The sequence below is a fragment of the Frigidibacter sp. MR17.14 genome, from assembly GCF_037095735.1.
Classification (GTDB): domain Bacteria; phylum Pseudomonadota; class Alphaproteobacteria; order Rhodobacterales; family Rhodobacteraceae; genus Frigidibacter.
The window spans coordinates 686,184-709,625 of sequence record NZ_JBAWKD010000001.1; the positions used below are offsets into that span (position 1 = coordinate 686,184).

The 23,442-nt window shown below is 64.5% G+C and carries 22 protein-coding genes; 16 read left to right on the forward strand and 6 right to left on the reverse strand.

Features of this window, described 5'->3' with window-relative positions; all coding sequences use genetic code 11:
* Window positions 1-16 precede the first annotated feature (16 nt).
* The 4 genes from V8J36_RS03325 to V8J36_RS03340 all read left to right on the forward strand — a co-directional run bounded on the left by V8J36_RS03325 (window position 17) and on the right by V8J36_RS03340 (window position 3,680).
* Window positions 17-826: an ABC transporter ATP-binding protein gene (locus V8J36_RS03325; RefSeq protein ID WP_336465818.1), complete on the forward strand. Its 810-nt coding sequence runs from the start codon at window positions 17-19 to the stop codon at window positions 824-826.
* 1 nt (window position 827) lies between these two features.
* A complete protein-coding gene (locus V8J36_RS03330; protein ID WP_336465819.1) occupies window positions 828-1,682 on the forward strand; it encodes an ABC transporter permease in 855 nt (284 codons plus the stop codon).
* A 64-nt stretch (window positions 1,683-1,746) separates the two neighbouring features.
* Window positions 1,747-2,739 carry an ABC transporter substrate-binding protein gene (locus V8J36_RS03335; protein WP_336465820.1) on the forward strand — a complete coding sequence of 331 codons (993 nt, stop codon included), beginning with the start codon at window positions 1,747-1,749 and terminating at the stop codon, window positions 2,737-2,739.
* 23 nt (window positions 2,740-2,762) lie between these two features.
* The gene (locus tag V8J36_RS03340; RefSeq protein WP_336465821.1) at window positions 2,763-3,680 is read left to right on the forward strand and encodes a dihydrodipicolinate synthase family protein; all 918 of its coding nucleotides are present in this window, start codon (window positions 2,763-2,765) and stop codon (window positions 3,678-3,680) included.
* An 882-nt stretch (window positions 3,681-4,562) separates the two neighbouring features.
* On the opposite strand, the gene V8J36_RS03345 is transcribed toward V8J36_RS03340, so the two are convergent.
* A complete protein-coding gene (locus tag V8J36_RS03345; protein ID WP_442902461.1) occupies window positions 4,563-5,657 on the reverse strand; it encodes an alpha/beta hydrolase in 1,095 nt (364 codons plus the stop codon).
* Window positions 5,605-6,537 (reverse strand): alpha/beta hydrolase, encoded by a 933-nt coding sequence (locus tag V8J36_RS03350; protein ID WP_336465823.1) that lies wholly within the window; start codon window positions 6,535-6,537, stop codon window positions 5,605-5,607. The genes V8J36_RS03345 and V8J36_RS03350 overlap by 53 nt, the downstream gene beginning before the upstream one ends.
* A gap of 116 nt (window positions 6,538-6,653) precedes the next feature.
* On the opposite strand from V8J36_RS03350, the gene V8J36_RS03355 reads away from it, so the two are divergent.
* Window positions 6,654-7,559, forward strand: a complete 906-nt coding sequence (locus V8J36_RS03355) for a LysR family transcriptional regulator (RefSeq protein ID WP_336465824.1) — start codon at window positions 6,654-6,656, stop codon at window positions 7,557-7,559.
* 287 nt (window positions 7,560-7,846) lie between these two features.
* Here the strand turns inward: V8J36_RS03355 and V8J36_RS03360 are convergent, their stop codons facing one another.
* Both V8J36_RS03360 and V8J36_RS03365 read right to left on the reverse strand, forming a co-directional pair.
* Window positions 7,847-9,202, reverse strand: a complete 1,356-nt coding sequence (locus V8J36_RS03360) for an ATP-binding protein (protein WP_336465825.1) — start codon at window positions 9,200-9,202, stop codon at window positions 7,847-7,849.
* Window positions 9,199-9,864, reverse strand: coding sequence for a response regulator (locus V8J36_RS03365; protein ID WP_336465826.1), 666 nt, complete (start codon window positions 9,862-9,864; stop codon window positions 9,199-9,201). The genes V8J36_RS03360 and V8J36_RS03365 overlap by 4 nt, the downstream gene beginning before the upstream one ends.
* Before the next feature lie 96 nt (window positions 9,865-9,960).
* On the opposite strand from V8J36_RS03365, the gene dsbD reads away from it, so the two are divergent.
* The 4 genes from dsbD (at window position 9,961) to V8J36_RS03385 (ending at window position 14,449) form a co-directional block, all read left to right on the forward strand.
* Window positions 9,961-11,730: a protein-disulfide reductase DsbD gene (gene dsbD / locus V8J36_RS03370; RefSeq protein WP_336465827.1), complete on the forward strand. Its 1,770-nt coding sequence runs from the start codon at window positions 9,961-9,963 to the stop codon at window positions 11,728-11,730.
* Window positions 11,727-12,482: a L,D-transpeptidase gene (locus tag V8J36_RS03375; protein ID WP_336465828.1), complete on the forward strand. Its 756-nt coding sequence runs from the start codon at window positions 11,727-11,729 to the stop codon at window positions 12,480-12,482. The genes dsbD and V8J36_RS03375 overlap by 4 nt, the downstream gene beginning before the upstream one ends.
* Window positions 12,479-13,105, forward strand: coding sequence for a DsbA family protein (locus V8J36_RS03380; RefSeq protein WP_336465829.1), 627 nt, complete (start codon window positions 12,479-12,481; stop codon window positions 13,103-13,105). The genes V8J36_RS03375 and V8J36_RS03380 overlap by 4 nt, the downstream gene beginning before the upstream one ends.
* 147 nt (window positions 13,106-13,252) lie before the next feature.
* Window positions 13,253-14,449, forward strand: a complete 1,197-nt coding sequence (locus tag V8J36_RS03385) for an MFS transporter (protein ID WP_336465830.1) — start codon at window positions 13,253-13,255, stop codon at window positions 14,447-14,449.
* Between the two features lie 3 nt (window positions 14,450-14,452).
* On the opposite strand, the gene V8J36_RS03390 is transcribed toward V8J36_RS03385, so the two are convergent.
* Window positions 14,453-15,340, reverse strand: coding sequence for a LysR family transcriptional regulator (locus V8J36_RS03390; protein WP_336465831.1), 888 nt, complete (start codon window positions 15,338-15,340; stop codon window positions 14,453-14,455).
* Here V8J36_RS03390 and V8J36_RS03395 point away from each other — a divergent pair.
* From V8J36_RS03395 to V8J36_RS03405, 3 genes are read left to right on the forward strand one after another with little or no spacing between them, the layout of a single operon-like run.
* Entirely contained in the window at window positions 15,299-16,459 is a 1,161-nt protein-coding gene (locus V8J36_RS03395) for an alcohol dehydrogenase catalytic domain-containing protein (RefSeq protein WP_336465832.1), read from the forward strand. The genes V8J36_RS03390 and V8J36_RS03395 overlap by 42 nt on opposite strands.
* Window positions 16,453-17,133 carry a cupin domain-containing protein gene (locus V8J36_RS03400; RefSeq protein WP_336465833.1) on the forward strand — a complete coding sequence of 227 codons (681 nt, stop codon included), beginning with the start codon at window positions 16,453-16,455 and terminating at the stop codon, window positions 17,131-17,133. Before V8J36_RS03395 ends, V8J36_RS03400 begins: the two co-directional genes overlap by 7 nt.
* Window positions 17,134-17,156: 23 nt before the next feature.
* On the forward strand, window positions 17,157-18,251 hold the full coding sequence (locus tag V8J36_RS03405; protein WP_336465834.1) for a flavin monoamine oxidase family protein: 1,095 nt from the start codon (window positions 17,157-17,159) through the stop codon (window positions 18,249-18,251).
* A 140-nt stretch (window positions 18,252-18,391) separates the two neighbouring features.
* On the opposite strand, the gene V8J36_RS03410 is transcribed toward V8J36_RS03405, so the two are convergent.
* Window positions 18,392-18,853 (reverse strand): Lrp/AsnC family transcriptional regulator, encoded by a 462-nt coding sequence (locus V8J36_RS03410; protein WP_336465835.1) that lies wholly within the window; start codon window positions 18,851-18,853, stop codon window positions 18,392-18,394.
* Between the two features lie 95 nt (window positions 18,854-18,948).
* On the opposite strand from V8J36_RS03410, the gene V8J36_RS03415 reads away from it, so the two are divergent.
* The 4 genes from V8J36_RS03415 (at window position 18,949) to V8J36_RS03430 (ending at window position 23,341) form a co-directional block, all read left to right on the forward strand.
* A complete protein-coding gene (locus V8J36_RS03415; protein WP_336465836.1) occupies window positions 18,949-20,157 on the forward strand; it encodes a diaminopropionate ammonia-lyase in 1,209 nt (402 codons plus the stop codon).
* Window positions 20,154-21,371, forward strand: coding sequence for a Zn-dependent hydrolase (locus V8J36_RS03420; protein ID WP_336465837.1), 1,218 nt, complete (start codon window positions 20,154-20,156; stop codon window positions 21,369-21,371). The genes V8J36_RS03415 and V8J36_RS03420 overlap by 4 nt, the downstream gene beginning before the upstream one ends.
* Before the next feature lie 261 nt (window positions 21,372-21,632).
* Window positions 21,633-22,145 (forward strand): CYTH domain-containing protein, encoded by a 513-nt coding sequence (locus V8J36_RS03425; RefSeq protein ID WP_336465838.1) that lies wholly within the window; start codon window positions 21,633-21,635, stop codon window positions 22,143-22,145.
* Between the two features lie 638 nt (window positions 22,146-22,783).
* Window positions 22,784-23,341 (forward strand): transposase, encoded by a 558-nt coding sequence (locus tag V8J36_RS03430; RefSeq protein WP_336465839.1) that lies wholly within the window; start codon window positions 22,784-22,786, stop codon window positions 23,339-23,341.
* The last annotated feature ends 101 nt before the right edge of the window (window positions 23,342-23,442 follow it).

The following is a 23,442-nucleotide window of genomic DNA, read 5'->3' on the forward strand; positions in this document are numbered from 1 at the left end:
GAGGGGAGGAGACAGGATGAACGCGGTTACGATGCCCATGCGGGCACAAGCACCAGCGCTGGGAGAGGCGCTGGTGACGGTCGACAACGTCACGCTACGCTACCGCACCGACCAGGCGCTGGTCACGGCAACGCGGGATGTCAGCTTTCAGGTCAACAAGGGCGACCGTTTCGTCCTGCTCGGCCCCTCGGGCTGCGGCAAGTCCACGCTGCTCAAGGCCGTCGGCGGCTATCTGACCCCGGAGGAGGGGTCGATCACCGTCGGCGGGCGCAAGGTCACGAAACCCGGGTCGGACCGGATGATGGTGTTTCAAGAGTTCGACCAGTTGCTGCCCTGGAAGACGGTGCTCGGGAACGTCATGTTCCCGATGCTCGTCACCGGGAAACTTTCGGCGCGCGAGGCCGAAGCCAAGGCGCGCCACTACATCGACAAGGTGGGTCTGACCCGGGCCATCGACAGTTATCCGCACATGCTGTCGGGCGGCATGAAACAGCGCGTCTCTATCGCCCGCGGTATGGCGATGGAGCCTGATGTGCTGCTGATGGACGAGCCCTTCGCAGCGCTTGATGCACTGACCCGGCGCACCTGTCAGGATGAATTGCTGCGGCTTTGGGAAGAGACCCGGTTCACGGTGCTCTTCGTCACCCATTCGATTGCCGAGGCCATCAAGATAGGAAATCGCATCCTGCTGCTGTCGCCCCATCCCGGCCGCGTGAAGGCCGAGGTTCAAGGCGTGGACGAGGTGAAATTCGCGGATGGGTCCGCCGCACAGCTCGAAAAGCAGATCCACGATTTGCTCTTCGCGGAAGCCGGGGAGGATCACTGACATGCCTGCGACCATCCTGATGCGGGACGACCGCTTCGACGATCGGCCCGAGGACCTGTCGATCCGCCTGAGTGCCGTCCAGAAGGTCTGGAACAACGGCGCGGTGCGCAAGGGCGCGATCCTCGTCGTGCTTCTGGTGGTGTGGGAGGTTTATGCCCGCCACCTGAACAACCCGCTGCTGTTCCCGACGTTGGTCGATACGCTGACTTCGCTCTGGAGTGCGCTGATGGACGGGACGCTTTTCGCCCGCACGGCCGCCTCGCTCAAAGTCCTGCTGATCGGCTACGGGCTTGGTGTATCTCTAGCCGCCGTCCTGACAATCGTCGCGATCAACACCCGCCTCGGCACCGACCTGCTGGAAACGCTGACCGCGACCTTCAACCCGCTGCCCGCCATCGCGCTTCTCCCGCTGGCGCTGATCTGGTTTGGTCTCGGCATTGGCAGCCTTGTCTTCGTGCTGGTGCATTCCGTCCTCTGGGCCGTGGCGCTCAACACGCATTCGGGCTTCCGCTCGGTCTCGCAGACGCTGCGGATGGTCGGGCAGAACTACGGGCTGACCGGCTTGCGCTATGTCTCGCGCATCCTCGTCCCCGCGGCCTTCCCGACGATCCTTACGGGTCTGAAGATCGGCTGGGCCTTCGCGTGGCGGACCTTGATCGCGGCGGAGCTGGTCTTTGGCGTATCATCCGGTCAGGGCGGACTTGGCTGGTATATCTTCGAGAACCGCAACGTGCTCGACATTCCAGCGGTCTTCGCGGGGCTGCTGACCGTGATCCTGATCGGGCTTTTGGTCGAGAACGTGATCTTCAAGACGATCGAGCGCCACACGATCCAGAAATGGGGCGTCCAGAACTAAGGATTGACCGCCGGGCGACCCGACGCGGGAGGCGGCGGGCGATCCGGTTCATGGGGAGGAAAACATGATGAAATCTGTTAAATATATGATGGCTGCAGTCTTGGCTGGGCTGATTGCTTTGCCCGCCGCGGCCGAGGAAGTGCGCTTCGCCAAGCAGCTTCAGATCAACAACCTGCCCTCGATGATCGTCGAGCACGACAAGCTCTTCGAAAAGCATGCGGCAGAACTCGGTGAACCCGACCTGACTGCGGTCTGGCTGACTTTTGCCAATGGCGGGGCGGCGGTCGATGCGCTGATCTCGGGCAATGTCGAATTCGTCAGCGCGGGGCTGACCAATTTTGGTGTGCTCTGGTCGCGGACCAAGGGGCAAGTCAAAGGCGTGACCGGCGTCGGCGGTGTCGCCCTGCCGCTGCTGACCCGTAATCCGCATGTAAAGACGCTGGCCGATTTCGGCCCGAACGACCGGATCGCGGTGCCGACCGTAAAGGTGTCCAACCAGGCGGTGATGCTGTCGATGGCCTTGGACAAGCTTTACGGTCCCGAAGGGCGCACGAAGCTCGACCAGCAGACCGTGCAGCTGGGCCACAGTGACGCACTGCAGGCGCTCCTGAACCCGCAGCATGAGGTCAACAGCCATTTCTCTACCCCGCCTTATTCGATCCTCGCACTGAAGAACTCGAGCGTTCACAAGGTGATGGACACGAACGAATTGTTCGGTGAACCGCTGAACAGCAACATCATGTTCGCGATGCCCGCGACCCATGACGGCCATCCGGTTGCAGTGAAGGCGATCATCGCCGCGCTGGACGAGGCCAATGAGATGATTGCGGCTGATCCCGAAAAGGCGGCCGACCTTTATCTCCAGATCAGCGGCGACAAGATCGAGAAAGCCGATGTCGTGGCGCTGCTCGCCGATCCGGGCACGATCTTTTCCACGAAGCCCCAAGGCACGCTCAAGGTCATCCAATACATGGCTGACAGCGGCCTGATCCCGATGCGCCCCGAAGCGATGGAAGATCTCTACTACCCCGAGATCGCCGCGCGCCAGGGCAGCTAAGACAATCCCAAGGAGGACAGACAATGACACTCGACCGCCTGCGCAAGGCCCTGACCGGCATCTCTGGCATCCTCGTCACGCCCTATGACGACGCCGGCGATCTGGACATGGCGCGACTGAAGCCGATCGTGGATCGGGCCGTCACTGCCGGGGTGCATATCCTCGTCTCGAACGGCAATACCGGCGAATTCTACGCGCTGACCGTCGATGAAGCAGAGCGCGCGGTTATCGAGGGCGCGCAGATCATCGGCGGTCGTGTGCCGCTTCTGGCCGGGATCGGCCGCGGCATCGGTGATGCCTGCCGTCTGGCCAAGGTCTCGGCCAAGGCGGGAGCCGACGCGCTGATGATTCATCAGCCGCCGGATCCCTTCGTCGCCCCGCGCGGGATCGTCGAATACATCCGCCGCGTCCATGACGCCTCAGGCGGCCTGCCGCTGGTGCTTTACCTGCGTAACGACGCGATCGGGTTGAAGGCGATCGAGGAGATCTGCGCGCTCGACGGCGTCATCGGTGTCAAATGGGCGACCCCGAATCCGATGAAGTTGGCCGAGGCGATCCGGGAAACCGATCCGTCGATCGTCTGGGTCGGCGGCCTTGCCGAAACCTGGGCGCCGCCGCTCTATGCCGTCGGAGCACGCGGCTTCACCTCGGGCCTGATCAACGTCTGGCCGGAGCACTCGGTGGCGATCCATGCCGCGCTCGACCGGGGCGACTATGTCGCGGCTGGCAAACTGATCGAGCGGATGAGCGCCTTTGAGGAGGTCCGCGCGGAAGAGATGAACGGCACCAATGTCAGCGGTGTGAAGACCGCGCTGGCGATGATCGGGCAGGATTGCGGTGCGGCGCGACCGCCCGCAGCCTGGCCGCTGACCTCTGCACAAGCCGCCAAGATCCGCGGTCTGTTGGAACAGGAAAAGCTGCTGCAGATCGAAGCGGCCTGACGTTAATGCGAGCCCGGTGTATCGCCGGGTTCGCAGCAGCCATTGGCATGGACGCTTTTTGTCAGAGCCGAAGGGGGCGCCCCGATTTTTCAGCGGTGCCCATTCTTATCTCCCGAACCGCGAGCGGCGATTTCTAAGGATCTCCACCGGTGGTTTGCCTCCGCGACTGGCAACTTTTTCCCCAACTCTGTCGCGCCGATTGACCGAGTGAGAGCCACTAGCGACCGTCTGCTTCGTCCGCATAGCTGACCTCCCGAGGATTTCTTCGAGGCCACGCGACGGGCGAGGTGGACATTTTGCTAAGCCAGCAACGCGAAACGCCGCCCCGGCGGGACGGCGTCTTGTGCTGATCAACATTTACCTGAGGGGCTGGGGGAGGAGGAGGGGATCCCCGCAGATTTCCGAGGCTCAGGGAGGAGGAGGAACCTCTGGAAAGTCATCGACGACCTGCGTCGGCGTTGCCCATTTCCTCGCATCTTCGGCCCAGCGTCACCAGTGCGAAGATCGGGATGCCGACATGCCGTCAGTGCATCGAGACGTCAGAGCCGGCGAAGTGCATCGGCCCATCTCCCGTGCGAAAGCCCCCGAAACCAAGGTGCCGTGTGCCCGTCGTTCGATCCGAAGCCTCTTCAAGCCGGCGCATGGCCCCGTCGCGCCCAGCAGGCCGGCCTTGTCCTTCATTCTTCCAGTCATCGGGGCGGATGCATTCGGAGCAGGTGCGAACTAGAGGGATGCCGCCTCAAGGTGTCGGGCAGCAAGGAGCACGAAACGGTGCCACACAGCCCCGGGACATTCAGATCAGCGGCGGACCAAAAGACCGGAGCCGAGACGTTCCGCATTCTGCGGCTCGATCCCGCAGCGCAGGACCGAGCCGTATTGTCGTCAGGCAGCTTCGGCAGCGGCGGCGCCTTTTACAGCGAGATGCTTTCTGAAGAACGGAATGATCTTCTCCAGCGCCAGGCCGACCGGCTCTTCCCGATCGTAGAGATCGTAATGGGACCAATCCTGAAGCTCGACCAGTTGCCGGTCCTTTGATGCCATCGCGCGGCCGTAGATTTCCATGCCGTCCCGATAGGCCCCGAAGGCGCCGACCTTCTGGCCGATGACCACCATCATCGGCTGGGTCATCAGCGTCTCGGCGAAGGCAAAGGCATCCCAGGACAGGGTCTGCTGGGCATGGCTGAAGACCATGCGTGTCGCGCCGCCACGCGCCTGGCCGCGCGGCGTCTTGTAGTAGTCCGTCGCCTCGAAGACGTCGCGCTCGGTCATCCCCGCCTCGCGCGCCACCTCGGGGCTTGCAGGCAGCAGCTCACTGACCTGCAGCTCTGCGCCGCGCGCCTCGGCGCTGCGCTGCGCGGCCATGGCAGTCAGCGCGCCGACCGGATCGAAGCCGCTGAACCCTTCCCGGAAGAGGCGACCGAGGTTCACCGGGGTGATCCCGACCACCGCCTTGATCCGCTTCTCGGTCAGCGCGGCATTCAGGGCGTAGCCACCGCCGCCGCAGACGCCGATGACTCCGATCCGCTCCGCATCGACGAAAGGCAGCGTCACCGCATGGTCGATCACGTGGCTGACGTCCTCGACCCGCTGGCTCGGGCTCTCGGTCCAGCGGGGGCTGCCACCGGACGTGCCCTGATAGCTCGCGTCGAAGGCGATGACGACATAGCCCTGCGCGGCGAGCGCCTTGCCGTAGACGCTGCCCGAGGTCTGCTCCTTGCAGCTTCCGAAGGGGTGAATGCTGACGATCGTCGGGTAGCGACGGCCCGCATCGAAGGCCGGCGGCAGGTGAATGTCCGCAGCAATGTGCCAGGCCATGTCGGTGTTCTGGAATGTCACGCTTTCCATGGTGTGATCTCCCTGAGAGTTGAATTGGCAGAGACTGCACCGCCCGGGATCCGGGCGGGCACGCGTCGTCCGCGCCGGATCAGGCGCCGAGCTTTTCCCGGAAGAAGGGCGCCAGCACGCTGACCGCCTCATCGACGAATTTCGCGACGTCGTAGAGGTCCATGTGATTGGCACCGTCGACGATGTGGAACGCTTTGTCGCCGCTTGCGGCCCGGGCGTAGAGGTCGTCGCTCATCCACTTGCTGCCCGCGGCGCTGCCGGCCACGATCTGCAGCGGCTGGGTCAGGAAGGCCTCGGCGAAGTTGTAGGCGTCGTAGCTGATCAGCTGGGTCAGGCTGCGGGCCAGCCCGTAGCCTGGGGCGGTGGCGCATTGCGCACGCTGGGTGTGGTAGTATTCCCAGGCCTGACGAAGCTCCTCGTTGGGCGCGTCCTCCTCCTTCAGCGGGGCCATCGGGATCTGCGCCAGATCACCGCCCGCGGCGAGCGACCGCGCATCAGCGGTCCGGGCGGCGGCACCGGCTTCGAGGAAGGGCAGCGCGTCGGCATCGGCCACGTCATTGTTCCAGCCGTTGCGGAACATCGCGCCGATGTTGACCGCGCTGACCGTGCCGACGGCCTTGATCCGGTGGTCGTTGATCGCGGCATTGGCGGTATAGCCTGCGCCCGCGCAGATCCCCATCGCGCCGATCCGGTCGGCGTCGACACAGTCCAGCGTGGTCAGGTGGTCGATCACCGCGCTGACATCCTCGGTGCGGATGTAGGGGTTTTCCAGCTGGCGCAGGCTGCCGCCGGACTCGCCCTGGTAGGAGGCGTCATAGGCGATGGTCACGAACCCCTGCCGGGCCAGTTCCGCGGCATATGTGCCGGCGGTCTGTTCCTTCACCCCGCCGCCGGGGTGCGAGACCACGATGGCCGGGTATCTGGTGCCCTCTTGGTAGCCCTCGGGCAGGTTGATGACGGCCGATATCTCGATGGTGGAGTTGTTGCTGTTGGCGAAGGTGATCTTGGTCATGGTCGTCTCCTTGGGTTGGGATCGAACCGATCCGCTGCCGATGGAGCCAATATGACGCTTGAGCCGCTCAGTGATTAGGCGGTAAGTTCTTCTCGAACCTATAAGTGAGATGATGAATGCGGCGCGAGGACATCGCCGATCTGACGGCCTTCGTGACGGTCGCCGAAGAGGGCAGCTTCACCAGGGCCGCGACCCGTCTGGGCATCTCGCAGTCCGCGCTGAGCCAGATTGTCCGCCGTCTCGAGGATCGCCTCGGGCTGCGCCTTCTGGCCCGCACGACGCGCAGCGTCGCCCCCACGCCCGCAGGCGACCGGCTGGTCCGTAGGCTCGGGCCGCTGCTGCGGGAGATCGACAGCGATCTCGCCGAGCTGAGCGAGTTCCGGGACACACCGGCCGGCCATATCCGCATCACATCCGTCGAGCATGCGGCGAAGACCATTCTCGTTCCCGCGCTGGCCGAGGTGCTGCCGGGCTATCCTGACGTGAAGGTCGAGGTCATCGTCGACTACGGGCTCGTCGATGTCGTGGCCGACCGCTTCGACGCCGGGGTCCGGCTGGGTGAGCATGTGGCAAAGGACATGATCTCGGTGCGGATCAGCCCGGACGTGCCGATGGCGATCGTCGGCGCTCCCGCCTACCTCGCGCAGCAATCCGTGCCGAGGTCGCCCGAAGACCTCGTCGAGCACCGGGCGATCAATCTGCGCCTGCCCTCGTCGGACACGATCAACGCCTGGCGGCTGGCAAAGGACGGTGCGGAAAAGCGGGTGCGGGTCGAGGGCGCGCTCAGCTTCAACACGGTCGAACTGATCCGCAAAAGCGCGCTTCTCGGGCAGGGTCTGGCCTACCTCCCGCGGGACGAGGTCGAGGACGACCTCACGCAGGGCGCGCTGAGCCAAGTGCTGGCGGACTGGACGCCACCGCTGCCGGGCTATCACCTCTACTACCCGAACCGGCGGCACAGCTCACCGGCGTTCCGGGTGGTCGTGGAGGCGCTGAAGGCCCGGCTTCGCAAGCTCGGCTGAATGGAAGCCTGCTGTCTTGCATCAGTCGGAGAGATGATCGCGGCTGGCTATGGTAGCGCCGTCTGCGCTGGTCGACCTCGGGTCGTGAACTTTGCTGGACTTTGCGCGTAGAGCCGGCTCGGGGAAGCTGAGATGCCGTGAGAGCCAGACTATCGTCTGTCGGTTGAGGGCCTGTCGCGTCATGCGACCCGACAGGCGCGAGCACGTCACGGCACTGCATGACCATTTCGAGCCCTTTGCGGTCATTCATGCGTATCGCAGCGAATGCGCTGCTTCTGCAGCAAGGTCTAAGTGACGCACTCTGGCCATAGCAACAGCACAACTTCACCTCCCCCCGGCCGTTCGCTCAAAATTAGTGACCCGCCGATCCGTTGTATTGCGCAGCTGACTATGGAGAGGCCAAGGCCGCTGCCCGAGCCTGGTCCCGACCTGAAAAATCGCTCGACGACCGTCGCCCGATCTGCGGCTGGTATGCCGGGGCCGCGATCGCTGACGGCAAGCACGGCCTCGCTGACCCGCATGTCCGCATGAATCGTGACGACCTCACCCTTTGGTGAAGCATTCACGGCATTTTCTAGCAGGTTGCGGATCGCCGAAAACAGCAGGAAACGGTGAGCCCCGGAAACGACAGTGTCCGTCGAAACATCAACCTCGATACGGATCTCGCGGCCCCGCCAAAGCGCGGCGGTGTCCGCGATCGTGTCATCGATGATGGCACTGAGCCTGGTGGGCGGAAGATGCGTCGGCAAGGTTTCGGCATCGACCGCCGCCATGTCGAGCAACTGGCGCGCCAGCCGATCCGTCCGGTCGACGCCGGCCAAGATCTGGGCCAAAGCGCGGTCCCGGATCGATGCCTCTGGCGCGGCTACCGCGATCTGGGCCTGCAGTTTCAGACCGGCAAGCGGTGTCTTCAGCTCATGCGCGGCATAGGCAGTGAACGCCTGCTCCCGATCCCGCGCCTGCGAGACCCGATCAAACAGCGAATTCAAGGCATCGCGGATCGGCTCGATCTCTCGCGGCGAGAGCTGCGTGATCGGCCCGAGGTCTGTTGCGGACCGCAAGCGGAGCGCGTCGGCCATATGCGCAAGAGGGGCCATACCCTTCCCGAGGCTCACCCAAATCAGAAGCGCCAGTGCGGGAAGGATCAGCGCGGCGGGAAGGATCAGGCCAGTGGTCACATCGCGCACCAACCGGTCACGGATTGCGATGCTGTCACCAACCATGACTCGCACGCCGCGCTCTTCGTTAACGACCGAGAACACCCGCCAGGACACGCCGCCGACCTCGCTGATGCTGAACCCGGTGCGCGTGCCGGTAAGGGGCAGGTCAGGTGCGTTACCGGAGCCGGCCACGCGTCGCCCGTCCAGCCCCCAGATCTGACAGGAAAGCTGATGGACATAGGTGCCGCCCTCTTCGGGAAACTCGGCAGTCTGTGCGGCAACGGCACGGACCGCAGTTACGACCTCGATTTTCTGGTCCGACAGCAGCGAGGAAACCATCCGCGCGGATTCAGCGAGCCTGGCGTCCAGAACACGCTCAACCTTGGCGCGGGTCGAATTGTGGATCCAGATCACGGCCGATGCCCAGACGACGCCGGTGGCGAGCAGAAGGATGGCAAACAGCCGGACACGCATCGACGTCATGCGATGCCCTCCGCCAGCCGATAGCCGACGCCGCGCACGGTTTCTATGAACCCAGCGCCGAGCTTGTTACGCAGCTTGTGGACATGGACCTCCACTGTGTTGCTCTCGACATCCTCCTGCCACCCGTAGAGACGCTCTTCGAGATCAGACTTGCTGAGTATCGTCCCCGGTCGCTCGATCAAAGCGCGCAGGATGGTGAATTCGTGTCGCGAGAACCGGAGGGCGCGGTCGCCTAGTCTTCCGTCCATTCTGGCAGGATCCAGCACCAACCCGTTCCATCCGATCAACGGCGTGGCACGCCCTTCCGCCCGGCGTAGAATGGCGCGCAGGCGAGCGGAAAGTTCGGACAGATCGAAGGGCTTGCCGAGGTAGTCATCCGCGCCGGCGTCCAGTCCGGCCACCTTCTGATCGGTGCCATCGTTCGCTGTGAGCACCAGAACCGGCAGCGGACTTCCCAGCCGCCTGAGGCTTGCAAGCAGATCCAGACCCGATCCATCGGGCAGCATCAGGTCTAGCACCATCCCCTCGAACTTCCCGTCACGCAATGCAGCGGTCGCGTCGGCGCAGGTTTCGACCGCCTCCGGCGAAAATCCGGCGAGCCGCAGGCCGACGACGAGGCCGTCACGAAGCAGGGGGTCGTCCTCGACGATCAGCAGGCGCATACAGATCTCCTTTGCCCGCCCGGTCGCAACCGAAGCTTAAGATTGGCTTAAGGCTGTTGGGCGAGAGGCGTCCGGAAACTACTTCGGACGGATAATTTGCGAAAGCTTGCCCTGACCTTGCTGGCAATCACGCTGCTGGCATTTCCGACGCTGGCTCAGGAACTTCGGCTAACGAGCAGCGGGCGCCAGCCCTTGCCGGCGGACCAGGCCTTCCGTTTCTCGGCGGCTGCTGAACCCGGTGCTGTGCGGCTCAGCTGGCGCATCGCACCAGGGTATTACCTCTATCGCGACGGGTTCGAGGTGCGAGCCGACGGGCAGCCGCTTCAACTCGACATGCCGAAGGGCGTGACCAAGGACGACCCGACCTTCGGCGTGACCGAGGTCTATCATGATGCCGTGAGCTTTACCGTGGCTGACCCGCGTGCGCTCACGGTCACATGGCAGGGCTGCCAAGAGGCAGGCCTGTGCTACCCGCCGGTGACGCAAGAGCTGGGCACATCGCACGCTGCGGCGGTGTCCGACGCCGCATCCTTGGCTGGCCCGGCAACGGCCCACCCCGACATCGCACAGCAGGATGGCTTGCTGGAGCGACTCGCGGCTCGGGGCGGTGTGGCGCTGGTTCTCGTAACCTTCCTCGGCTTTGGCGTGCTGCTGTCGTTGACGCCCTGCGTGTTGCCGATGGTGCCGATCCTGACCGGGCTGCTTTTGCGACAGGGCGAGCGGCTGACGGCGCGGCGCGGTGCGCTGCTCTCCGGGGCCTATGTCATGTCGATGGCCGCGGCCTTCGGCGTCATCGGGGCGGTCGCGGGCTGGTCCGGGCAGAACCTGCAGATGGTCCTGCAGCACCCGGCCGCGCTGATCGGTGCCGCGTTGATCTTCGTCGCGCTCGCGCTGTCGAGCTTCGGCGCTATCTCGCTGCGCTTGCCGATGCGCGGCACCGGCCCGTCCCAGACCCGGCGCGGCACCATGGCGGGGGCCGCGACGCTCGGCTTCGGCTCCGCCCTCATCGTCGGCCCTTGCGTGACGCCGCCGCTTGCCGCCGCGCTCCTTTATGTCGCACGGAGCGGCGACATCGCCCTTGGGGCCGCCGCGCTCTTTTGCCTCGGCCTCGGGCAAGGGGTGCCGCTGTTCGTCGCAGGCACGTTCGGTGCGGGCCTACTGCCGCGCACCGGGGCCTGGATGGAGGGGGTGAACCGGCTGTTCGGGCTGACCTTCCTTGGCATGGCGGTCTGGGTGTCGACCAGGATCCTGCCCGGCCCTGCGGTGCTGGGGGTCTGGTCCGCCTATCTGGTCCTTGCCGGGGTGATGCTCGGCGCCTTGGACCGGCTTGACCGCGACACATCCCCCGCGCGCCGCGTCGGGCCCGCCGTCGGCATCCTCGCGATCATCCTCGGCGCGATTATGGCTCTGGGCGCGGCCTCGGGCGCGGGCGATCCGCTTCGCCCCCTGCAGCGGCTTTCGGCTGTGCCGGAACAGGCCAGGCTATCTTTCCGCCCCATCGATGCTCCGGCGCAGCTGAAAACCGCATTGGCCGAAGCGCCGCGCAAGCCCGCGCTTCTCTATGTATCGGCGGACTGGTGCGTGACCTGCCGCAGCCTCGAACGCGGTCCGCTCGCCGAACCCGCCGTCACGGCCGCGCTGTCCGACCTGACATTGCTAAAGATCGACGTGACCCGGACCGATGCCGCATCACGCGCCCTGCTCGCCGATCTCGATACGGTCGGACCGCCGACACTGATCTTCCTCGACCCTGCGCAGCGCGAACCCGAAGGCAGCCGCCTGATCGGCGCCATCGGCGCCGAGGACATCCTCTCTTCCGTTTCCGCACTACGCGACGGCCACGTTCCCGAAAGGACACTTCAATGATCCCGATCCGCCCTCTCGCGGGCCTTTTGGCACTTGCCCTGCTCGGCGCATGTGCCGCGCCATTGCCAACTGAAACGCCGGATCCGGGACCGCAGGTCAGTCCAGAGGTGAAGTCGATGTATGGAGCCCGCGAAGACGGTGGTTTCGCGGTCCCGGCCGTGCCGGACAACTTCCTGACCGACCACAACGTGAGACAGACCATCGGCTTCGTGACCGCAGAAAAGCCCGGAACCGTCGTCGTCGATCCCTGGCAGCGCTATCTCTACTTCATCCTGCCGGAGGGACAGGCGGTCCGCTACGGGGTCGCTGTAGGGGACGAGGGGCGGGCTTTCGCAGGCGAGGCGCATATCCCCTATATGCGCCACTGGCCAAGCTGGCGGCCGACCCAGAACATGATCCGTGAATTTCCCGAAACCTACGCGCGTCTTGCCGACGGGATGGATGGCGGGGTCTGGAATCCGCTCGGTGCGCGGGCGCTCTATCTGCATCAGGGCAACCGCGACACCTATTACCGCATCCACGGCACCAGCGACATGGGGTCCATCGGCAGCGCAACCTCTGCCGGCTGCATCCGCATGTTCCATCAGGACGTGATTGACCTCGGCGATCGCGTGAAGTCGATGACGCGCGTTGTCGTTCTGACGCCCGAACAGTCGCGCCAGTCGATCCTCGACAACGGCGGCTTCCCGGATCCGGTGCAGGCACCCGCAATCGCGTCACAAGTCGCCCCCCGGCAGGAGACGAATGCATGAGCCGCATCACGAAGCGAGCGTTCCTTGCCGCGGGCCTGACGGCGGCGGTCTTTCCCACGCGTGGGATCGGTCAGATCATGGGGCCGGGCCCTGACCAGATCCTGCATGATCCCGACCAGCCGGTGCTCGGAAACCCGAATGGCGATGTTACGATCGTCGAGTATTTCGATTATCAATGCCCCTACTGCCGCCGCGATCATCCGGCACTTCTCAAGCTGGTCGAAGCCGATGGCGGGATCCGGCTTCTGATGAAGGATTGGCCGGTCTTCGGGCCACCTTCGCAACGCGCGACAAAGATGGCCTTGGGGTCGGTCAGGCTCGGCACCTATCCCGAGGCGCATGAGGCTATGATGGCCCTAAAAGGACGGCGGCTGAGCGACCGCGACTTCGACGCGGCCCTCGGTAAGGCGGGGATCGATCCGAAGGATGCACTGGCCTCGTTTGAGGCGGATGCGGATCTCTGGATGGGACTGCTTTCGCGAAACGATATGCAAGTCGGCGCCTTGGGGATAAGGGGCACACCCGCCTACATCATCGGTCGTGACCTGTTCGCCGGCGCTTTCCCGTTGGCAGAGTTGCGCTTGGCCGTTGAGCGCACAAGGGTGGAAGCGGGCAACAGGTGACGCGCGCCCAAACCATGAACTACCTGCATGAATTAATGCAAAATTCCCATTTTTCTTCATGGGTTTTGGCGGTTAATCGACCGACGTGCTTCCCGGGCAAGCTGGCCTGATCAGGCACGGCCCGGCAATCGACAGTGGAAGCAGCAAATGGACAGATCCTTCGGCATGACGCGCAATCTGGCAGTGCTGGTTGCGGCGCAATCCCTCGGTGCCGCGAGCGGCCCGATCGTGATCTCGCTCGGGGGACTCGTCGGCCAGCAGTTGTCCTCGAACGCGGCCATCGCGACCCTGCCGGTCAGCGTCTACAATCTGGGGCTTGCGCTGGGAACGCTTCCGGCAGCGGCAATCATGCGCAGGTTCGGCCGGCGCACGGGCTATCTGCTGGGCGCCACCATCGGTGTGCTGTCTGGCCTGCTTGCCGCAGGCGCGATCACACTGGGTGTATTCGCCCTCTTTTGCTGCGGAACCTTCACGGCGGGGCTCTATGCGTCCTACGTTCAGACCTACAGGTTCGCGGCCGCAGACGGTTTGACCGACGGTGCGCGCGGGCGTGCGATCTCCTGGGTCATGGTGGGGGGACTGATCGCCGCGATCATCGGCCCGCAACTGGTGATCGCCACGCGACTGGCGATCCCCGGCGTCGCCTACGCGGGCAGTTTCATCAGCCAAGCGGCGCTTGCCCTGCTCGCACTGCCGATCTTGCTACTGCTGCGCTCCCCGCGACCCGTTGCCGGATCTGCGCAGACAGAGGGGGGACGAAGCGTCCGGCAACTGCTCGCCTCGCCCAGCTTCTTGCTGGCGGTTGCGGCGGGAACGGTTTCCTATGGGCTCATGGCCTTCGTCATGACCGCAGCGCCGATGGCCATGGTCGGTCACGGCCATTCGGTCGATCATGCCGCGCATGGCATCCAGTGGCATGTGCTGGCGATGTTCGCCCCGAGCCTTGTCACCGGCAAGCTCATCGCCCGGTTCGGCAAGGAACGTGTCACCGCAACGGGGCTGGTGATCATCGGCGGCTCGGGTGCCGTCGCGCTTGCCGGACTCGACATTACGCATTTCTATCTGTCGCTGATCCTGCTGGGATTGGGCTGGAACTTTGGCTTCATCGGTGCGACCGCCATGGTCGCCGCCGCGCATGCAGAAAATGAGCGGAGCCGAGCGCAGGGTCTGAACGACTTCATCGTCTTCGGGACCGTCGCCTTGGGATCGTTCTTCTCTGGCGCGCTGCTTCAGGCCTCAGGCTGGAGCCTGATCAATCTGCTGATCTTCCCGGCCATCGCCCTCGTGCTTGCGCCGCTGATCTGGCGGATGGCACGTGGCGATCGGGGCGCGGCGGCGGCCTGAGCATCAAGCGCTGGTGCCGCGCGCCCTGTCCAGAAAGCCGATCAAGTAATCGGTTTCAAGGTCGGCTTTCCGCATTCCCACATTGATCGCCTTGCGCAAGCCCTCGGCCCCAATGCGCAGGCTGCGGATCGGCAAGTCCGCGCCCGCCTCGCGGATGATCCAGTCGGGCAGGACCGTCAGCCCGCGACCCGCGGCGACAAGTTGAAGCATCAGCTCGACATTTTCGATCTCGACACGTCTTCGCGGACGGCACCCCGCCGGAACGAGGAACCGCGTGTAGATATCAAGGCGCTCGGTTTCGACAGGCACGGTGATGATGTCGCGGTCGAGCAGGTCGGATGGGGCGAGATGGACCTTTTCGGCCAGCGGGTCCTCGGCATGCACCGCGAGCCGGATCTCGTAATCGAACACCGGTTCGAACTGCAGATCCGGCAGATGCACGGGATCGGGGGTGATGAGCACGTCGATTTCGTGCCCCAGCAGTGCGGCGACACCATCGAACCTAAATTCCGTCCGTATCTCCAGATCGACGTCGGGCCAGTCGATCAGATACGGCCCGGTTGCCCGCATCAGCCACTTTTCACAGGGATGGCATTCCATCCCAAGGCGCATCGCCCCCCTGCGGCCACGCGCCATGTCTGCCAGCACCTGCTCCGCATGTTCAAGCTCCGGCACCATCCGCTCTGCAAGGCTCAGCAGGTATGCGCCGGCCTGCGTGAATTCGAGGCTGCGCCCCTTTTTCCGCCAGACCTTGAGCTGATGGAAATCTTCCAGCTTCGAGATTGCGTGGCTGACCGCGGACTGACTTAGACCGATGCGTTCCGCCGCCGCCGTGACGCTGCCGGTGCGATGGACATCGCGGATGATCTGCAGGTGGTTGCGATCAAGCATCATGAATCTCCTGCATCCATATATGAGATCAAACCATTTCCGCTCATGTATCTACGCGGCTATTCCGGTCGTCACAACGATGAGGTGACGAAAATGGGCAGGACTTTCAGCGCTATGGAAATCACCGCGCCGGGACGCCTGACGGCGGTGTGCCGCCCGGTGCCCGTGCCTGAGGCCGGTGAGGTTCTGATCGAAGTCGAAGCCTGCGGTATCTGCGGCGCGGACCGGGGCGATATCGAAGGGGCCACCCCCGAGGCGAAGCGTATCCCCGGCCACGAGGTCGTCGGTCGCCTTGTCGCACTCGGCGCCGATGTTCCGTCGATCTGGAAGGTCGGCCAGCGCGTGGGCATCGGCCGCTTCGGCGGGCATTGCGGATCTTGCCGCGAATGCCGCCGTGGCCAGTTCCATCTGTGCCGGGAACAGCCGGTGATGGGGGCTTCCCGCGATGGGGGCTATGCCGAAATGATGACCGCCCGTGCGACCGGCCTTGTCTCGATCCCCGACGAACTGTCCTCGATCGAGGCCGCGCCGATCCTTTGCGCGGGCATCGCGACGTTCAACGGATTGCGGGGCAGCGGCGCCACGCCGGGCGATACGGTCGCTGTCGTCGGCATCGGCGGCCTTGGGCACATGGCGGTCCAATATGCCCGGAAGATGGGCCTGCGCGTCGTGGCGATCGGTCGCGGGCCGGACATCGCGGCGGATGCAGCCGCATTGGGCGCGCATCGCTACATCGACACCGAGGCCGAGGATGCAGCCGCCGCGCTCAGGTCGATGGGTGGCGCCACAGCCATTCTGTCGACGATCGGCGACATGGGCGTGGTTGCCGCGCTGGCACAGGGGCTGGCGCCCGGGGGACGGCTGGTTCTTCTCGGTGTCGGGAAGGATCCGCTGGCCATAGCCTCCGGCTTTCTAGTCGGTGGCGAACGCGCAGTTCAGGGCTCGATCACCGGATCTCCCTATGACAACGAACGCACGCTGGGCTTCAGCGTGCTGACCGAAGTGCGCCCCTGGATCGAAACGATGCCGCTTGCACAGGCGCAGACCGCTTACGAGCGGATGCTGTCGGGCGAAGCGAAATTCAGGATGGTGCTGACGATGGGAGATACGCAATGCTGATTAACGCCGATCTGACACAGCCCGTGACGGTTCACGGCAGCAGTCTTGAGTGGATCGCCAGCCCCGCCGCCGGGGTAGACCGCAAAATGCTTTACCGCGAAGGGGCCGAGGTCGCCCGCGCGACCTCGATCGTGCGCTACGCGAAAGGCAGCGCCTTCCCCGCCCATGTCCATACCGGTGGCGAAGAGATCCTCGTGCTCGACGGCACGTTCCAGGATGAACATGGCGACTATCCGGCGGGCAGCTACTTCCGCAATCCGCCCGGCACATCTCACAGCCCGGCGGCTGCGGAAGGTTGCACGATCTTCGTGCGTCTCTGGCAGCATCGCGCCGGGGATGGCGCCCAGATCGTGCGGCGACCGGGAGAGGGCGATGCGCTCGCCCCGCGCCCCGGCGTGGCCGAGGCGATCCGGCTATTCGAGGACGGCGCAGAGCGTGTGGTTCTCGAAACATGGCAGCCAGCCGCTGCGGTTGAGACAGCGAACCCGCGGGGGCTGGAACTGCTGGTCGTGTCGGGATCGGCCCGGATCGGGGCAGAGCTTCTCACTGCGCAAAGCTGGCTCCGCTGGCCTCCGGGCCTGCCCTTGACCGCCACGGCCGGGGATGACGGCGCGGTGGTCTGGATCAAGGACGCGCCGCTGCATCACCCCGACATCCTCAAGATACCGGCGTGAAAAGCCGTGCTCAGGAAAAACCCATGAAAACCCAGGTTGCCATCATCGGCGGCGGTCTCGCCGGCCTCAACGCCGCACGCCTCCTGCATCGTGCAGGCGTGGACTTCCAGCTCTTCGAGGCGCGCGACCGCCTTGGGGGACGGATCCTGACCGTCGACCAGCAGGGCAGCCCTGGCACCGGCGGCGTGGATCTGGGTCCATCTTGGTTCTGGCCGGATGCGCAGCCTGCGATATCCGCGCTCGTGTCCGATCTCGGCATCGAAAGCTTCGCTCAGTGCAGCGAGGGCGACGTGCTGTTCGAACGCATGTCCCGGGAACGGCCGCACCGCTACGCCCCCGTCAATCACCAAGGCCAGTCGATGCGGATGCACGGCGGCACCATCGCCATCGTCGATGCTTTGGCGGCGCAGGTTCCTGCGGACCGCATCCATCTGATGTCTCTGGTGCGGCAGATCGAACTTCGCCAAGGCGGGGTGAGCCTTTCGATCTCCACGGAGAAAGCGGGGCGCCCTTGCGAGGTGCAGGCAGAGCATGTGATTGCGGCCCTGCCGCCCCGTCTATTCGCCCAGTCGGCGCGTTTCGTCCCGGATATCGATGCACCGACCCGCGCGCGATGGGAAGCAACGCCAACCTGGATGGCTCCCCATGCCAAGTTCGTCGCCTTCTATGACCGGCCATTCTGGCGCGACGCAGGCTTGTGCGGAACAGCGCAGAGCATGGTAGGTCCGATGGCGGAAATCCACGATGCGAGCGGGACTTGCGGTGCGGCGCTCTTCGGGTTTGTCGGAATGGGGCCGTCGCAACGCGTGACCGCTGGAGAAGCGGGCCTGACCGATGCTTGCGTCGCACAGCTCGTGCGCCTCTTCGGGCCCATGGCCTCGACACCCTCCTCGACCCTTGTGAAGGATTGGGCGCGCGATACGATGACCGCCGCATTTGCGGACATTGACGCGCCGGGGCATCCTTCCGGGGCGAGCTGTGAGCCTTCTGGGGACTGGGAGGGGCGACTTCACATGGCAGGTAGCGAGAGCAGCGCCAGCGAACCCGGCTATCTGGCAGGAGCAGTAGAGGCGTCGGCGCGGACTGCTGCAGAACTTGCCCGGCTGCTGGGCAGGTGAAAGGCCGGCCCTTGGAAACGAACCCAGACGTGCTGAGCCGCAGCCACGGAAGCTCGCGGGACGGGTCCCCACCGTCTCGCTAAAAGGTGTCAAGCTCATTCGGGACGGGCTATGCGCACCACCGCGTCCCATGGCAGGCATCAGAACCCAAGCGCTGTCCCGGTCTTCACACTGTCCATCGAGACCATTGTGCGGAACTTCTTTACATTGCCGGAGGCGAAAAGGGTGCGGCGCGTGAAGTCTTCGTAAGCCGCCATTGATGCGACCTGCAAGACCAGGACGAAATCGGCCTCGCCGGTGACGTAATGGCACTGCTGAACCTCAGGTGCATCGCGGAATGTGCGCTTGGCCGCGTCGATGTCGGCCGGCGTCTCGCTCAGCAGTTCGATCTGCACAATGACGGTAAGTGCCAAACCCACCGCTTCGGGCGACACACGGGCCACGTTTGCCTCGATCACACCCGTCGCTTCCATCCGCCGGATCCGGCGCTGCACAGATGGAGCGGACAGATGCACTTGTTCGCCGATCTCGCGCTGAGGAGTGGCGTTGTCGCGCTGGAGGATGCGCAGGATGGCGAGATCGAAGCTGTCGAGATCGGTCATGCGAGCGAAACTTTCATGAGGCTTTGCCAAATTCAACGCAAATTTCATCGCGGTTGAAATATAAATTCACCGAACTGCGTTGAAGGATGCTTGCGATGGACCGCCCAGATTTTCTTCTCAACACTCTATCTGGCCATCGCCAGCCGCTCGATCCGCGTGACGCACAGACGCTGGGGCCCGCGGCCGCAGACCGAGCGGCGCAGGTTCTGGCCTTGCGTGAGAACAGTGCGCCCACGCCGCTCCATGATCTGGCGGAGCTTGCGCGAGAGCTGGGCGTTGGCGCGCTGCACATGAAAGATGAAGGTTTTCGGCTGGGGCTTGGTAGCTTCAAGGCACTCGGCGGGGCCTATGCGTTGATGATCCTCGTGCAGGAGGAAGCGGCGCGACGCCTGGGGCGTGAAGTGGCCATCACAGAACTTCTGGGGCCGGAAGTTCGTGCGGTCGCTGCGACGATGACCTTCGCCTGCGCAACGGATGGCAATCACGGGCGCTCGGTTGCACAAGGTGCCGAACTCCTGGGCGCACGGGCGGTGATCTTCGTCCATGCGGGCGTCAGCGAGCCGCGCATCGACGCAATTGCCCGCTTCGGCGCCCGGATCGAACGGGTCGCGGGCGGCTACGATTTCTCGGTGCAGGAGGCCGCGCGGATTGCGGGAGAGGAAGGCTGGACCGTGCTCTCCGACACTTCTTGGCCGGGTTATGAGCATATACCTGGCCTCGTCTCTCAAGGCTACACAGCCATGGTGCGCGAAATTCTCGCAGAGGTGCCGAAGCCGCCAACACATGTCTTCCTCCAGGCGGGCGTTGGCGGCTTCGCAGCGGCGGTTGCCGGGCATCTGGCGCTGGTGCTGGGCGATGAGCGGCCCTGTGTGACGATCGTGGAGCCGGACCGCGCCGCCTGTCTCTTCGCCAGCGCCAAAGCGGGCGCACCGGTGCGGGTCGACGACAGCCGCTCCACCGTGATGGCAATGCTCGAATGCCACGAGCCGTCACCGGTCGCCTTCCGGGTGCTGGAACGGGTCGCCGATGCCTTCCTGACCCTGGCTGAAGAGGATGCGGTCGAAGCAATGCGCAGGCTCGCAACTCCAGTGGGCAGGGATCCGGGGGTGGTCGGGGGCGAAAGCGGTAGCGCGGGGCTGGCTGGTGCGCTGAAGGTCGCGCGCGATCCGGCGCTGGCGGCCGCAGTGGGCCTCGGACCGCAGGCGCGAGTATTGGTGATCAATACCGAAGGCGCGACGGATCCGGCACTTTATTGGAGGCTTGTCGGGAAGACCCCTGAAGATGTGCGTGAGGTTTCGGCATGATCGCTGGCATTGACGGCGCGCGCCTGATCGCGCGGATCGAGGAACTGGGTGCGACCGGGCGGGATGCCGAGGGGCGGCTGACCCGCCTTGCGGGAACTGATGCAGATCGCGCGGGGCGCGATCTGCTCAGCGGCTGGCTGCATGCAGCGGGACTGAGGGTCGAGATCGATGCGATCGGCAATATCTATGGGATCTGGAACCCTGAGGGGGCCACGGGCGATCCGCTGATGATCGGTTCGCATATCGACACGGTGATCGACGCCGGTCAGTTTGACGGCTGCTATGGCGTGCTTGCGGGACTGTCGGTGATCGAGGCGATGCAGGTCGGTCTCGCCCCTGCGCGACCCCTCGCTGTCGTGGCTTTCACCAACGAGGAGGGTGTGCGTTATGCGCCCGATATGCTCGGCAGTTTGGTGATGGCGGGCGGCATGGCGGTGGAGGAGGCGCTGGCGATCCGCGGCACCGACGGCATCACACTCGGAGCCGAGCTGGCGCGGATTGGCTATGCGGGGACGCTGCAGCCGGGCGCGATCCGCCCGCATGCATATCTGGAACTGCACATCGAACAGGGGCCAGTGCTGGAGGCCGAGGGCGTGGCACTTGGTGCGGTCGAGACCTTGCAAGGTATTTCATGGCAGGAGGTCACGATCCGCGGCACTGCCAATCATGCAGGCACGACGCCGATGCGGATGCGTCGCGATGCCGGGGTGGCTGCCGCGGGGCTGTTGGTATTCCTCGATGAACTCGCACGGCGCACCGAGGGTGGCGTGGCCACGGTCGGCCAGCTGCGTTTCGAGCCCGGTGCAATCAACGTCATCCCAGGGGCGGCGCGGTTCACCGTCGACATGCGCAATCCCGACGAGGAGCGGCTCCAAGCGCAGGAGGAGGCACTGGCAGACGCTCTGGAGGATCTGCGTCGGGATGGGTTCGAAGTGACCGCCACTCGCCTCGCCCGCTTCGAACCGGTGCGCTTCGCATCCGAGATCGTCACAGCCATCGAGACCGCCGCAACGGAGCGGCAGCTCTCTTGCCGACGCATGACCTCTGGTGCCGGACATGACGCGCAGATGGTCGCGCGTATCGCGCCCGCGGCGATGATCTTCGTCCCCTCCCGCGGCGGCATCAGCCATAACCCGGCGGAGTTCACCGATCCTGCTGCCCTGATCGCTGGTGCAAATGTTCTGCTCGACACCGCGCGACGGCTTTTGGCGTGACCAGAGCCGTTGACTGGGCGACAGCAGCCCCAGGCTGCTTCTTAGAGCTCCGCAGGGCATGACTTCCCGGCGGGCCGCTGCCGACAGCACGAGCCGGTCGGCGCGCCAATGGCGTGTCGAACATATTCGCCATCAGCGCCCTCATCGATAAGTGTAGGCGTATGCTCGCCTTTTTGCGCTTTTTGGGATGGAGCTTCCACATCTGACTGCGCAAGGTGGCGTCCGAGCACGCCAATGAGGCGCTATCGAGGAGGTCAGAAGATGGCGAGAGAGATCGAGCGTAAATTTCTGGTCAAGACCGCCGCTTGGCGAGACCAGGCGCACAAGCAGGTCCGCATCCGAGACGGGTTGCTGGCATTTTCTGACGGTCGAAAGGTTCGGGTGAGGTTCTATGACGACCACGCGACCCTGACGGTGAAGGGCAAGCGCAAAGGCATCGCCCGCGACGAGTTCGAATATGACATCCCGCGAAGCGATGGTCTGATCCTTCTAGAGCAGCATTGCGAGCGCGACGTCTTGGTGAAAACCCGCCACCACATCCAGTTTGACGGGTTCGACTGGGTCGTCGACGAGTATTTCGACCTGCTTGCCGGGGTCGTTCTGGCGGAGATCGAGCTGCGCAGCGAAGACGCGATCTTTTCGCGACCGGAATGGCTCGGCAGAGAAGTCACCGGTGTGCAGAAATACCGTCAGGTGAATCTGATCAAGGCGCGCCGGGAGAAGAACGCAAGGGCAGCTGCAGCACTTCCCGAGGGCGCCGCCGCCGGAGAATGAAGGCCATACCGTTTCGCCGCGGTGCCGCGAATGCATGATGTCTTGGTTGACCACGAACGGCGGCTTCGTCCGCATAGCCGACCCACACGCTTCGCGAGCCCTTGAGAACCTTCCCCTTCGGAGGGCCTCCTAACGGGTGGGGGCAGAGTTATGCCGAGTTATTTGCCGTTCCATAAGTTATGGAGCGAGAAATAACTTGCCATAAGTCGGACCCGATCGACGAGCGAAGCAACGGTCGCGTTGCACGGCTGTAGGTTGAGGCGGGCTTCGCGGCGATCGTCAGCGATGTCTGGCCGATCACGATATCCGAGGACCAGATGGCGCACCGGAGCCTGAAGCGAAGCCTTGTCAGGCATTGCGACCATTGATGCGCAATATGTGCTTGGTCCCCATAGGTTCATTTTTCACACGCAATCACAGCCAGTGGGCCACTGTTCCTCCTGGACAGACGCGTAGGGCCACACGATGACCGCGATGCTCGCCCTATGCGCTGATGGGCAGGCTTCCGTTCGGGTGAGCTATAAGCGCTCGATCTTCCTGTCAGATTTTCCTAAGCCTGAGGCGTTCGCGACCTCATCGATGCCGCGAGAACTTGCGCGCCCGCAGGTGTCTGGCGCGAACGATTGTGGAGGAGCCCGATGGAGGCGTCCGGGAGCGAGCTGGACAAGATCCATTACCTGACCCTGTCGATGAAACTGCCGGCAGAGGGCATCGACGCGGCCTACCCTGACGAAGCCGCCTGCCTCGCGCGTCTCCGGGAGGTTCGATGGCCGGGCGGTGAGGTCTGTCCTCGCTGCGAGCACCGCGGCAGTGTTCCGCTCGGCGAGCGCGGGACGCATCAATGCGAAAAATGCCGTCACCAGTTCTCTCTGACATCGAGCACGGTTCTCCACAAAAGCCGAATCGGGATTCGCGCTTGGTTCCGCGCGACCGAGCTGATCATCCAGCATCGGGCCCGTGACGGCGTAGACTTCGACATCACGACCCACCAGCTCAGGGAAAAGATGGGCTGGAGCTACGCCGGGGCCTACCGCGTGCGCGGGCTCATCGTCGGCGATATTCGCAGGGGCGGCACCGGCCTGCTTCGCGCCTGCGTCTGCGGGGGCGCTCTCGAACTGCCCCCGGACATCGCGAGAAACAGTTTCGACCATCTCGGCTGGCTGCTCGAAATGAAGTGGGCGAAGCTGCTGAGCTAAGCAGATAATGTGTCCCCAGAGCTCTCCCGCGGCGGTATTCCATGCCCCGGACGTGCCCTGTATCCTGCCCTCATCAAACGCGAAGATTGCGAAGAACGGAC